The sequence below is a fragment of the Bradyrhizobium sp. SZCCHNRI20481 genome, assembly GCF_032485055.1.
GTDB lineage: Bacteria > Pseudomonadota > Alphaproteobacteria > Rhizobiales > Xanthobacteraceae > Bradyrhizobium.
In genome coordinates this window covers 339,204-351,722 of record NZ_JAUEUE010000001.1, presented here as the reverse complement: position 1 = coordinate 351,722, position 12,519 = coordinate 339,204, and the positions used below count along the sequence as shown (strand labels likewise).

Here is a 12,519-nt window from a genome sequence, read left to right as displayed (position 1 = left end):
AAACTGGTCGCTCGGCCGACACTGGTATTCCTTATAGAAGGCCGAGTCAGACGAAATGGTGCTCCCCAACGGGATCTTGTCAACCCTGTACTTTGATGGAAGTCCCGCGGACGGTGCTGATTGCGTCGGGTCCGGATTGATCCGACCTGGCTCTGGTGCCGGCTGCCAGCGGGTGTTTGCTTGTCGCAGATCACTTTGAGAGCGGCAGGTCGTCAATACGTCGTAGAGTCTCGTGTCGGATGGAGATACGCCGTTGTTTGCTAGCACCTGGACGCTAATGCCGCGCTGACGGAGGGTCTCATCTACGCATGTCAGGGTGGTTGGTGGAAGTTTCCTCCACTCTGCCTGAGTCGCTTGGGCGATCGCCGACTGCATAATCGCGCCAAACATATTCATGAAGTCTCGGGAGCCTTGGGCGAAGGACGAACTTCCAACGAGTCCGCATCCAAAGGTCAGCAAGGAGCCAATCGTCCAAGCGCGTAAAAGCCGGCGCATTGTTTACACCTAAATAAAAGCGATCTTCAGACAAAACAGAAAACTGCCGCCTGCCTTAGTATGCGTCAATATCAAGACTCGGGTAGTCTAGGTAAGACGCTAGCATGGGTGCGCTGCAAGAAAATGTGGGCATTGTTGTTCGACGCCGGAGATACCTGCTCAATGCGTCAGCGGAACTTCCGACCGCTAATCTCCGTGCTCCGGTACGTCAGATTTCCCTGCAATTTCAACGCGACTCGCCCTGTCCAGTCCTTTCGCAGAAGATATTTTTCTTTCGTTTTTGCAGAAATCGTGTTTCTCTGTCGCCGTCCCGCCTCGGCACGAGGGGCGTATCGCGATCGTCACGGCACGCGGGGTGGGATGCGGTGGGCGCTTTGGGTCGCAGCATGGCTTGGCCGTGCGGACGAACGACACGAGGCGCACGTCGAAAACGTATGGTCCTGGCATCCCGACGCTGATGCTACGCCGGTGGTGATGATGATCCGCCGGTCACGGGGGCAAGACAGCCCGGTCCCCGGGGAGAGTACGTCATAAGACGTAAAGCCATCGCGCAGGGAATGCCGGTTGACCGGCTGGACCTGTGGTGACTGCCGCCTGCTTTTTTCTGCAGGCGGGCCATGGGTTGCGGCCAGCACCCGGCATTCCCTGCGCCCTCGTTCTGCAAGAGGGTGACATCGAGATGCAAGCCTCGGGCGTTACATGCCGCGAGAACGATGGCTCATGTCAGTTCACCGTCATTGCGAGCGCAGCGAAGCAATCCAGGGTGGTGTGCGGGACTCTGGATTGCTTCCGCCTTCGCTCTTCGAGCTACGGCGGACAAGTCGCTGCGCTCGCAATGACGATGTGGCAGCAGCTGGGTGCACGTCAGACAGAGAGCGTTGCTGCGCGCGATCAGCTTTCCGCTGTCGCCGCGCCGCCCTTGTAGATGCGATGATAGCGCCGGCCGAGATTGGTCAGGACTTCGTAGCCGATGGTGCCGAAATGATGCGCGAGCTCGTCGACCGTGATGCCCTCGCCGAGCAGCGTGGCGAAGTGACCGCGGCGGGCGGCCTTCGGCGGCAGGTCGGTGACATCCACCGCGATCAGGTCCATCGAGATGCGCCCTGCGATCGGGCAGCGTTGGCCGGCAATGATGACGTCAGCGCCGCGGGTGCCGTCGTTGGAGCTCGCCGCGCGGAAATAGCCGTCGGCATAGCCGGCGGAGAGGATCGCGATCTTTGTCGGGCGGCGCGCCGTCCAGGTGCCGCCATAGCCGACCGTGTCGCCACGGGCGAGGTCGCGCAACTGTACGATGCGCGCCTTGATCTCGGCCACCGGCTGCATCGGATTGTCGGCCTCCGGCGTCGGGTTGACGCCGTAGAGCGCTGCACCCGGGCGGACCATGTCGAACTGGAACGAGGCGCCGAGGAAGATGCCGGAGGAGGCGGCAAGCGCGGCGGGCACGCCGGTGAAGACGCTGGCGACCTCGCGGAACGTCGCGAGCTGGCGCGCATTCGACGGGCTGTTGATCTGCTCGGCCGAGGCCAGATGGCTCATCACCAGCGTGATGCCGTGGTCGCCGCTCTGGATGCGCGGGATCATGCCCTGCGCATCGATCGGGGTGAGGCCGAGCCGGTTCATGCCGGTGTCGACATGAACGGCGGCGCCGCCCTTCCAGCCGGTGCGGCGGCAGAAGATGTCCCATTCGGCGAGCTCGTTGAGCTCGCCGATGACCGGGCGGCAGTTGATCGCAGCGTAGTCGTCGCCGGTGTTCTGGAAGAAGCCGTCAAGCACGTAGAGCGCGGCCGTGTCGGGCAGGGCCGCGCGGGCGACCTTGGCCTCGGCGAGCGTCGCGACGAAGAAGGTCTTGCAGCCGGCGGCCGCGAGCGTGCGCGCCACCTGCGGGATGCCGCAGCCATAGGCGTCGGCCTTGATCACGCCGGCGCATTCGGCCGGCACCGCGGTCTTTTCCAGCTTGCGCCAATTGGCGGCGAGCGCGTCGAGATCGATCGTCAGCACGCCGGTGGCGCTGGCGGGCACCTGGACCTCCTCAGGACCGGGGGCGGGCTGATCAGCGGCGGGTTTCAGATCGGGAACGCTCATGTCGCGCTTTTACGCGGTGCAGCGTCCCGGTTCAACAGCACACGGTCAATAGTCGTGATGCTGCGGCGGCAGGCCGTCATGGGCGAGGTCGCCGAAGCGCGTGACCGAGGCGTCGAAGTGCAATTCAACCGTGCCGGTCGGACCGTGGCGCTGCTTGCCGATGATCACCTCGGCCTTGCCGAGCGCCAGATCCATTTCCATCTGCCACTTCTGGTGCTCCTCGGTGCCGGGGCGTGGCTCCTTGGCGGCGAGGTAGTACTCGCCGCGATACACGAACAGCACCACGTCGGCGTCCTGCTCGATCGAGCCGGATTCACGCAGGTCCGACAGCTGCGGCCGCTTGTCCTCGCGATTCTCGACCTGACGCGACAGCTGCGACAGCGCGATGATGGGAACGCTGAGCTCCTTGGCCAGCGCCTTCAGGCTGGTGGTGATCTCGGTGATTTCCTGCACGCGGTTGTCGTTGCCGCGCTTGCCCGAGCCCGACAGCAGCTGGATGTAGTCGATCACCAGGAGGTCGAGGCCCTTCTGGCGCTTCAGGCGGCGGGCGCGCGCCATCACCTGGGCGATCGAGATGCCGCCGGTCTCGTCGACATAGAACGGCAGCGACTGCAGCTCGATCGAGCACTCGCGCAGCTTCTCGAAATCGGCCTCGGTGATGCCGCCGCGGCGGATGTGGCTCGACGGAATGCCGCTGCGCTCGGCGATGATACGGGTGGCGAGCTGCTCGCCGCTCATTTCGCACGAGAAGAACCCGACCACGCCGCCCTGGGCGGCCCGATAGGTGCCGTCGGGCTGCAATTCGGGAACATAGGCCTGGGCGACGTTGTAGGCGATGTTGGTGGCGAGCGAGGTCTTGCCCATGCCGGGACGGCCGGCGAGGATGATCAAGTCCGAATGCTGCAGGCCGCCCATCTTGGCGTCGAGATCGCGCAGGCCCGTCGAGATGCCGGACAGCTTGCCGTCGCGCTGGAACGCCTTGGCGGCCATGTCGAGCGCGGTCGTCAGCGCCTGGGAGAATTTCTGGAACCCGCCGTCGTAGCGTCCGGACTCGGCGAGCTCGTACAGCCGGCGCTCGGCGTCCTCGATCTGGTTGCGCGGCGCGAAGTCGACCGGCGCGTCATAGGCGACGTTGACCATGTCCTCGCCGATGCCGATCAGATCGCGGCGCAACGACAGGTCGTAGATGGTGCGGCCATAGTCCTGGGCGTTGATGATCGTGGTCGCTTCGGCCGCGAGCCGCGCCAGATACTGCCCGACGGTCATGCCGCCGATGTCGACGTCGGCGGGCAGGAACGTCTTCAAGGTCACCGGCGTCGCGACCTTGCCCATCCGGATCAGGCTGGACGCGGTCTCGAACACGGTCTGGTGCAGCGGCTCGAAGAAATGCTTCGGCTCGAGGAAGTCCGACACGCGATAGAACGCGTCGTTGTTGACCAGGATCGCGCCGAGCAGACCCTGTTCCGCCTCGATGTTGTGAGGAGCGCTGCGATAGGCCGGCGTTGCTGCGTCAGTCGGCGCCAGCTTGTGAACGTTCGAATCGGTGAGTGCCATGACCGCGTGTTTAGCAGCTTTGAAGAGGAGGGGATAAAGCGCCAGTCGCGCGCGAAGCGGAAGCGAAAGCTGAGCGCTATTCACCGTCCGGTAAATCTGGTGGATGAATCCGGACTCGCCAGATGTCGCGCTTGACGGAACCGGCGGGACTCAACGCCGCGCAGGCGGGAGCGACGCGCCGCTGCAATCAGGGAACGCGATCGTTCGACAGTTCTGCGATATGGGAACGGGAGCCGGCACGCCCAGGCGCGCCACGGCCGCCAGCGGATCCGCGCGGGACGTCAGACCAGCAGCAGATAGAGGAGGGCGAGGAGGGAGGCACCCACGCCGGCGGCAATCAGCGCGTAGTCGGTGCTGAAGTCGGTCTGCGGTTCCAACATGGCTCTGGTGGGGCTCTGGGACATGCGGGGACACTACGGCCAGGCTTTCCCGGGGTCTGTGAGCCAGTTCACAGACCGCACGATTTGTTTGAAAATTTGAGTCGGATGGGCATGATCTCGCGCGCGAGACGCAACCTGTCCACCGCGCGTCTCAAAATTGAACCCGAGCCCGGCGGGGCGCTGCCGAGCGAATGCGGGCATCCGTCTCTGCAAGACCATCGCACTGACGCCGCCCTCCGCTGTCGTCCCGGGCCGCGCGCGCTACTCCCCTGCCATCCGCAGCGCCGGACGGCTGCCGCGCTCGCGCGCCCGCAGCCGCGTCTCCTCACGGGGAATGTAGTCGCGCGTCATCGGCACGATGCCCTGGCGCTTCGTCAGCTGGATCTGGACATTCATCAGGTTCTGCTTGCAGAACGCCATCTCCGATATCGCCAGGTAGAACTCCCACATCCGCGCGAAGCGCTCGTCATAGAGCTGCACGGCCTCGTCGCGCCGGGCCATGAAGCGTTCGCGCCACGCCTTCAGGGTCTCCGCGTAGTGCAGCCGCAGGATCTCGATGTCGCAGACGAGCAGCCCGGCGCGCTCGATCGCCGGCAGCACCTCCGAGAGGGCTGGGATGTAACCGCCGGGGAAGATGTATTTGGCGATCCATGGATTGGTCGCATCCGGCCCCCCGGAGCGTCCGATCGAATGCAGCAGCATGACGCCGTCGTCCGCGAGCAGCTCGGCGCAGCGGCGAAAGAAGGTGTCGTAGAAGGCGACCCCGACATGCTCGAACATGCCGACCGAGACGATGCGGTCGAAGGTGCCGGGCACGTCGCGATAATCCTGCAGCAGGAAGCGGGCGGAGGCGGAGAGGCTACGTTCGGCCGCGCGGGCTTCGGCGACCTGCAACTGCTCGGCCGACAACGTCACGCCGGTCACGTCGGCATCACACATCTCGGCCAGGTAAAGTCCAAGCCCGCCCCAGCCGCAGCCGATGTCGAGGATGCGATGGCGGCGGCCGATCAGCAGCTTGGCTGCGAGATGACGTTTCTTGGCGAGCTGGGCGTCGTCCAGCGTCGCGTCCGGCGTCTCGAAATAGGCGCAGGAATATTGCCGGTCGGCATCGAGGAACAGCGAATACAGCCGGCCGTCGAGATCGTAATGATGGGCGACGTTGCGGCGCGCGCGTCCCCTGACGTTGAGCTGGCGCAGATGGCGGGCCAGGTAGCGCAGCCACCATTGCGGTTTTGCCCAGTCGGGCACCACGGCCGGCTGGCTCATCACGATCGACAGCAGATCCGCGATCGATCCCCGTTCGACCACGAACGAGCCGTCCATATAGATCTCGCCGAGCGCGAGCTCGGGATTGGCCAGAAGCCGGCGCTCGGCTTCATGGGTCAGGAATCGGGCCGCCACGGGAACACCGGTTCCATCCCCGCAGCTGAACGTCGTGCCGCTGGCGGTCGTAAAGCTGATCGACCCACGGCAAATGAAGCTACTCAACAGACTTCGCAGCAAACGGTCCATCCACACCACCCAACGAGCCATCCCGTGAGTTGTTGACTTTCCCGGCCGTCGCACTCGACGCATCGAGAACCGATTGGTTCCCTATCATCACCTTGTTATGTTACCCAGCGGGCACAAGCCGACGCCACTGCCATGAACACAACGCCGATATTCCGTCATGTCATTGATCGATGGACATCTCAGCGCAGGAACATCTGTGCGCTTTCATTCGCTCCGCAATCCGTTAAAAAGGCCGCGGCCGCCGGCCTTTTGGCCGGTGTCCGGCATCTGACCGCCGGACGAGGTCTGAAGGAATCGCCATCGAGGGCGTGGAGCGACCGCAACGTCCGCTGTCACGTTCGGCTGATAGCGAGAGGAAACACGGCAGCGGATGTCGCGCGGGGGCGGCGCCGTGTGGGCGAAACCATAGCTGGAGAATGAGAATGGTGGGCCGAGCGCTCAATTTGGCGACGGTGGTGGCGGTGTTCTGCTTGGGCTTTGCGGGGGCCGCCGTTGCGCAGGAAAATCTCGATGCGGGCAAGAGTCCTGCGCAGATCTACAACGGGACCTGCGTGGTCTGCCACAAGTCGCCGCGCGGCCTGGTCAAGAACACCTCGGCCGGCTCGCTGCCCGGGTTTCTGCGCCAGCATTATACGACGAGCCCCGAGATGGCCGGCGTGCTCGCCAACTACCTGATTGCGAACGGCGCTGCGGATGCGCGCTACACGGGCCATTCGGCCAAGGACGGCAAGGAGACGCGGTCCGAGCGCCGCGCCCGGTCGGCCGCCACCGAGCCGTCGGAGGCGAAGCCAGCCGCCGCAGATGCTGCTGCCAGCCCAGGCGAGCCGCGCCGCCGTTCGGGTCATCACTCCAAGCGCTCCGCGCCGGCCGAGGCGAAGCCCGACGCGGCAGCGGATCCAACCGCTGCGCCGGCCGATGGCGAGGGCAGCGCGCCCGCGAAGAAGGGCAGGCTCGGCAAGCGCAAGAAGCCGGCCCAGGAGGGCTCGGCTGCGGAGGAGACGCGCGGCGAGCCGACCGGTGCGACCCGGCCGTCGCCGTCGCGCGAGGACAGCGCCGCCGGCTCCGAGCCGCCGCGGGTCGAGCCGGCGAGATCGAGCGACGCCGCCCCGGCGCTGCGGGCCGATCCGGTCCCACCGGTGACGCCGGCGCCGGCCACGACCCAGTCGGTGCCGTCGGATCCCTCGGTTCCGTCCTCGCCCTCGCGGTGAGACGACAATGAAAAAATGAAAAAGCCCGGCTCGTTGAGCCGGGCTTTTCCGCAAATGGGCTGAGCGCGCTTACTGCTGCGCGGGCTCGCCGGCAGCGCCCTCGTCCTGGGCCTCCGGATCGAAGAACTCGCCGGCGGCGGCAATCGCTTCGGCGGCGGCGTCGCGGTCCTCCTGGCGGGTCGAGATGTCCTCGCCGCGCTTGATGCGCTCGGCCTCGTCGGCGCTGCGGGCGACCGTCACGGTCACCGAGGTCTCGACCTCCGGGTGGATCGCGATGGTGATCGTTTGCTTGCCGATCGTCTTGATCGGGGCGTCGAGCCAGACCTGCGGCCGGCTGACGGTGATGCCGTCGGCGGCCAGCGCGGCGACGATGTCACGCACCGAGACCGAGCCGAACAGCTGGCCGGATTCGGAGGCCTGGCGGATGATGACGATGTCGCGGCCGTCGATCTTCTCGGCGACCTTGGCCGCCTCGCCCTTGGCCTTGATGTTGTTGGCCTCGAGATCGGCCTTCATGCCCTCGTACTTGGCCTTGTTCTCGGCCGTCGCCCGCAGCGCCTTCTTGCGCTTCAGCAGGAAGTTGCGGGCGAACCCGTCCTTGACCTTCACGATCTCGCCCATCTGGCCGAGCTTGGCGACACGTTCCAGCAGAATGACTTCCATCGATGTTCTCCTTGTAATGTTCGGAAGCGGTTGGTGTGAGGTTGAACCTTTTACGGCACCGGCAAAGGCGGCGGCTGCCGCGGGCCGAAACGGTGGCGGAGGTCGAAGGCGGCGTCGGCGAGGCCGAGGACGATCATCGCCAGCATGGGGATCGGCCAGATGAAGGTCAGCATCAGCGCGTAGGCGAGGCCGAGCCAGAGCGGCCGGGTGCGCAGTGGCAAGGTCAGCGTATGCAGGACCGCGAAGCCGGTCAGCGCATAGGCGGTCAGCAGCGCTGCGGCGGCGATCCGCGCCAACATGCCGATCAGTCCGCCTGGGAAGCAGAAGGCGATGATCGCAAACAGCGCCGGAAGCGTCATCAGCGGTAGCTTGGTATCGCGCAGGCGCGGCCATGGGCGCATCAGCCGGCCGGAGATCGCCGTGATCTTTGCGGCTGCCAGAACGTTGAGCGACAGGATCGTGGTCATGATCATCGCGGCCATGGGCGGCGCCATGAAGACCAAGAGCTCGATCAGCCGGGGAATGTCGACCGCGTCGGTCGACGTGACGGTATTGCCGAGCACGCGCGACAGCAGCCGCCTGAGACCCTGATTGGTGGCCGTCATGTCGGTGCCGAAGGAGAACGCGGCGATCAGCGCCGCGATCACCGCGATCCACAGCAGGATATGGCCGGGCGGATACCATTCGATGCCATCCTGGCCGGACGGGCTGGTCGTCGGACGGCCGAGCAGGACGAGGTGGCCGAGCCACCAGGCCGGCAGCGTCACGGAGACGGCAAAGGCGAGAGCGCGATCGAAGCCGAAGATGGCCAGCACGCAAGCGGTTGCTACGAGACCGCCGATGACAGCGCAAATCCGGCCCCAGGCGATTGCGGCGACCAGCAGCGGCACGGGCGCGAGCAGCGCAAGCACGAGCGCCGTCATCACGCCCGACCCGGTCGAGGCGAACATGACCGCGGAGGCAGCGCCTGCCGCGAGCGCGATGAGAAGCGTTCCGATCATCAGCTGTCCCGCTCCCTTCGAGCGGTTAGAGGCGTGATGGCCCCAACCATCGGCGACCGGACGACCCGGAAGCCTTATGAGAATTCAACGAGAGGAGCCGGCGGCGCGGGGCCGCCGGTCCGAGGTCCGCAATCAGCGGATGACGTAGGGCAGCAGGCCGAGGAAGCGGGCGCGCTTGATGGCGCGCGCGAGCTCGCGCTGCTTCTTTGCCGAGACGGCCGTAATGCGGCTCGGCACGATCTTGCCGCGCTCGGACACGTAGCGCATCAGCAGCTTGGAGTCCTTGTAGTCGATCTTCGGCGCGTTCGGCCCGGAGAACGGGCAGGTCTTGCGGCGGCGGAAGAACGGGCGACGTGCGGGGGCTTCAGCCATTGATCTTACTCCTCGTCCGCAGTTTCTTCGTCACGGGGACGGCGCGGGGGACCGCGATCACCACGGTCGCCACGATCACCGCGGAAACCGCCGCCATCGCGCTCACCGCGAAAGCCGCCGCCACGGTCGTCGCGCTCACGGTCGCGATCGGCCTTGCGCATCATCGCCGACGGACCTTCCTCGAGCTCGTCGACGCGGACGCTCAGGTAACGGATCACGTCCTCGCTGATCCGCTCCTGACGCTCGATCTCGGCGATCGCCGCCGAAGGCGCGTCGATGTTGAGCAGCACGAAGTGCGCCTTGCGGTTCTTGTTCATGCGGTAGGTGAGGGAGCGAACGCCCCAATTCTCGGTCTTGGTGATCTTGCCGCCGAGACCTTCGACGATGCCGGTCATCTGGGCTGTCAGTTCTTCCACCTGCTGGGTGCTCGCGTCCTGACGCGCGAGAAAAACATGCTCATAAAGAGGCATGGCTGTCCTTTCCATGTTGGCGCAGATCTCGGCGTCAAGCCCTTCGAGCCCTTGTGGAAAGGACTCGCAGACGTCAGCTCAGAAGGCGGGAACACGGGACGACGGGCCGACTGGCCCTGCCCCATCAAAGTCGCCTGGACATCCTGGAGGAGATACATCCCCAGGATCGAGCAAGGTTAATTTGCTGGGACCGTCCGTTCAGCTCCCGGCTCGGGATCCACGGATGGCGGACCTTATACCGATTTTCGGCGCCAAGGCAAGGGAAAGTGGTCGAATTGCGCCCGTCACGCGCTTGACATCCCGGCCTTTGCCAGTGTCTTTCCGGCCAAAGCTACTCAATTCCAGGGATTTTGGAACGTTCAGGGGTCGGCCATGACGGCAGCATTCACTTTTCCGGGGCAGGGGTCCCAGGCCGTCGGCATGGGCAAGGCGCTCGCGGACGCCTTCCCGGTCGCCCGCTCCGTGTTCGAGGAGGTCGACGCCGCCCTCGGCGAGAAGCTGACCGCCCTCATCTGGGAAGGCCCGGCCGAAACCCTGCAATTGACCGAGAACGCCCAGCCCGCCCTGATGGCGGTTTCGATGGCAACCTTGCGGGTGCTGGAGGCCGAGGCGGGGTTCTCGGTCGGGCGTGATGCGGCCTTCGTCGCCGGCCACTCCCTCGGCGAATATTCGGCACTCGCGGCTGCCGGCAGCCTGACCATCGCCGACACCGCCCGCCTGCTGCGGACGCGCGGTCTCGCCATGCAGAAGGCCGTTCCGGTGGGCGTCGGCGCCATGGCCGCGCTGCTCGGGATGGATTACGAAGCCGCCGTGGCTGTCGCCGACGAGGCGGCCCAGGGCGAGGTCTGCCAGGCCGCCAACGACAATGGCGGAGGGCAGGTGGTGGTGTCCGGCAACAAGGCCGCCGTCGACCGCGCGGTCGAGATCGCGCGCGGCAAGGGCGCCAAGCGCGCCATGCTGCTGCCGGTCTCCGCGCCGTTCCATTGCAAGCTCATGCAGCCGGCGGCGGACGTCATGGCGGAGGCGCTGTCCAGGGTCACCATCAAGGCGCCGGCCGCGCCGCTGGTCTCGAACGTGCTCGCGGCGCCGATCAGTGATCCCGACGAGATTCGCCGTCGCCTGGTCGAGCAGGTCACGGGTACGGTGCGCTGGCGCGAATCGATCGCCTATATGGCGAGCCAGGGCGTGACGCGGTTTTTCGAAATCGGCGCCGGCAAGGTGCTGAGCGGCCTGGTCAAGCGGATCGCGGACGGTGCGGTCGGTGTCGCCGTCGGCGGACCGGCGGACATTGCGGCCGCCAAGGATGCCTTGGCGGCGGCCAAAACGTCGTAAGGGGCTGCGTGCAGCGGCATTGAGGAGAGTTTGATGTTCGATCTGAGTGGCAGGACCGCGCTGGTCACCGGCGCGACCGGCGGCATCGGCAATGCGATCGCCAAGGCATTGCATGCCCAGGGAGCGACCGTGGCCGTTTCCGGCACCCGGCGCGAGGTGCTCGAGACCCTCGCGGGCGAGCTGGGCAGCCGCGTGCACGTGCTGCCCTGCAATCTGTCGGATACGGCCGAGGTCGAGGCGCTGGTACCGGCCGCCGAACAGGCCATGGGGCAGGTCGACATTCTCGTCGCCAACGCCGGCATCACCCGCGACAACCTGTTCGTGCAGCTGCGCGACGAGGATTGGGACGAAGTGATCAAGGTCAACCTGACCGCGACATTCCGCCTCTCGCGTGCCGCCACCAAGCTGATGATGCGCAAGCGCTTCGGCCGCATCATCGCGATCACCTCGATCGTCGGCGTCACCGGCAATCCGGGGCAGGGCAATTACACGGCGTCCAAGGCCGGCATCATCGGCATGATCAAGACGCTCGGTGCCGAATATGCCAAGCGCGGCGTGACCGCCAACTGCATCGCCCCGGGCTTCATCAAGACACCGATGACCGACGCGTTGAACGAGAAGCAGCGCGAGTCGATCCTCGCCAAGGTGCCGGCGGCGCGGTTGGGCACGCCCGAGGACATTGCTGCAGCTGCGGTGTACCTCGCCTCAAACGAGGCGGCCTATGTCACGGGCCAGACCATCCACGTCAATGGCGGCATGGCCATGATCTAGGCTCTGCCGCGGCTCGGAATGCGGCGAAAAGACGTCGCGACCACCATACCGGGCCGTGTGGTCAATGATTCGCGTGTATGGTAACCGGGCGGCTGATGGGGGCACGAAGAACGCCATTGCAGGATTTCCAAACCCTGTATATTGGCGGGGCGAGCTACCATCGTTCGCCGGGCCTCCGTCGACTGGTGCTGCTGATCCGGGTTTCTGTTTGAGCGCTCTGGATCGGAGGCGTACCGGCCTCATGGAGAGTGTGGATTGGAGTTTGTGAGTGGCCCCGTTTCCGAAGTTTTCGGACCGCAAGTCGTCCGCCAAATTTCGGTAAAGGGGCGCTGCGGGGCAAATCTGGTTTTGCGCGATCGCGAAGGAAGTTTAGCGGCCGGGGTGATGCGGATCATCCGGGGGTCGGGTCTTAAAGGAACAAGCACGAGGTTGAACGATGAGTGAGATTGGCGAGCGGGTTAAGAAGATCGTGGTCGAACACCTTGGTGTCGAGCCCGAGAAAGTGGTCGACAACGCGAGCTTCATTGACGACCTCGGTGCTGACAGCCTCGACACGGTCGAGCTCGTCATGGCCTTCGAGGAAGAGTTCGGTTGCGAGATTCCGGACGACGCCGCGGAGACGATCCTGACTGTCGGCGACGCCACCAAGTTCCTCGAGAAGAACGCCAAGAGCTGACGC

The 12,519-nt window shown here is 65.4% G+C and carries 11 protein-coding genes; 4 read left to right on the top strand and 7 right to left on the bottom strand.

Annotated features, from left to right (window positions below):
- Positions 1–1,386: 1,386 nt before the first annotated feature.
- From alr to QX132_RS01725, 3 genes are all read right to left on the bottom strand, one after another.
- Positions 1,387–2,577 carry an alanine racemase gene (gene alr / locus QX132_RS01735; protein ID WP_315813224.1) on the bottom strand — a complete coding sequence of 397 codons (1,191 nt, stop codon included), beginning with the start codon at positions 2,575–2,577 and terminating at the stop codon, positions 1,387–1,389.
- Positions 2,578–2,622: 45 nt separating this feature from the next.
- Entirely contained in the window at positions 2,623–4,131 is a 1,509-nt protein-coding gene (locus QX132_RS01730) for a replicative DNA helicase (RefSeq protein ID WP_315739390.1), read from the bottom strand.
- 641 nt (positions 4,132–4,772) lie between these two features.
- Positions 4,773–6,023, bottom strand: coding sequence for a cyclopropane-fatty-acyl-phospholipid synthase family protein (locus tag QX132_RS01725; protein WP_316159922.1), 1,251 nt, complete (start codon positions 6,021–6,023; stop codon positions 4,773–4,775).
- Positions 6,024–6,445: 422 nt separating this feature from the next.
- On the opposite strand from QX132_RS01725, the gene QX132_RS01720 reads away from it, so the two are divergent.
- Positions 6,446–7,231, top strand: a complete 786-nt coding sequence (locus QX132_RS01720; RefSeq protein WP_315780458.1) for a hypothetical protein — start codon at positions 6,446–6,448, stop codon at positions 7,229–7,231.
- 69 nt (positions 7,232–7,300) lie between these two features.
- On the opposite strand, the gene rplI is transcribed toward QX132_RS01720, so the two are convergent.
- From rplI to rpsF, 4 genes are all read right to left on the bottom strand, one after another.
- The gene (gene rplI / locus QX132_RS01715; protein ID WP_315739393.1) at positions 7,301–7,894 is read right to left on the bottom strand and encodes a 50S ribosomal protein L9; all 594 of its coding nucleotides are present in this window, start codon (positions 7,892–7,894) and stop codon (positions 7,301–7,303) included.
- 50 nt (positions 7,895–7,944) lie between these two features.
- Complete coding sequence (locus QX132_RS01710) at positions 7,945–8,895, bottom strand: hypothetical protein (protein WP_316159921.1); 951 nt, start codon at positions 8,893–8,895, stop codon at positions 7,945–7,947.
- A 132-nt stretch (positions 8,896–9,027) separates the two neighbouring features.
- Positions 9,028–9,267 (bottom strand): 30S ribosomal protein S18, encoded by a 240-nt coding sequence (gene rpsR / locus QX132_RS01705; protein WP_008963441.1) that lies wholly within the window; start codon positions 9,265–9,267, stop codon positions 9,028–9,030.
- Positions 9,268–9,272: 5 nt separating this feature from the next.
- Complete coding sequence (gene rpsF, locus QX132_RS01700; protein WP_315739396.1) at positions 9,273–9,737, bottom strand: 30S ribosomal protein S6; 465 nt, start codon at positions 9,735–9,737, stop codon at positions 9,273–9,275.
- Positions 9,738–10,109: 372 nt separating this feature from the next.
- Here rpsF and fabD point away from each other — a divergent pair, with 372 nt between their 5' ends.
- The 3 genes from fabD (at position 10,110) to QX132_RS01685 (ending at position 12,516) form a co-directional block, all read left to right on the top strand.
- Entirely contained in the window at positions 10,110–11,069 is a 960-nt protein-coding gene (fabD, locus tag QX132_RS01695; RefSeq protein WP_315777482.1) for an ACP S-malonyltransferase, read from the top strand.
- A gap of 33 nt (positions 11,070–11,102) precedes the next feature.
- The gene (fabG, locus tag QX132_RS01690) at positions 11,103–11,840 is read left to right on the top strand and encodes a 3-oxoacyl-[acyl-carrier-protein] reductase (RefSeq protein WP_315739398.1); all 738 of its coding nucleotides are present in this window, start codon (positions 11,103–11,105) and stop codon (positions 11,838–11,840) included.
- Between the two features lie 436 nt (positions 11,841–12,276).
- Positions 12,277–12,516, top strand: a complete 240-nt coding sequence (locus tag QX132_RS01685; RefSeq protein WP_006610957.1) for an acyl carrier protein — start codon at positions 12,277–12,279, stop codon at positions 12,514–12,516.
- The last annotated feature ends 3 nt before the right edge of the window (positions 12,517–12,519 follow it).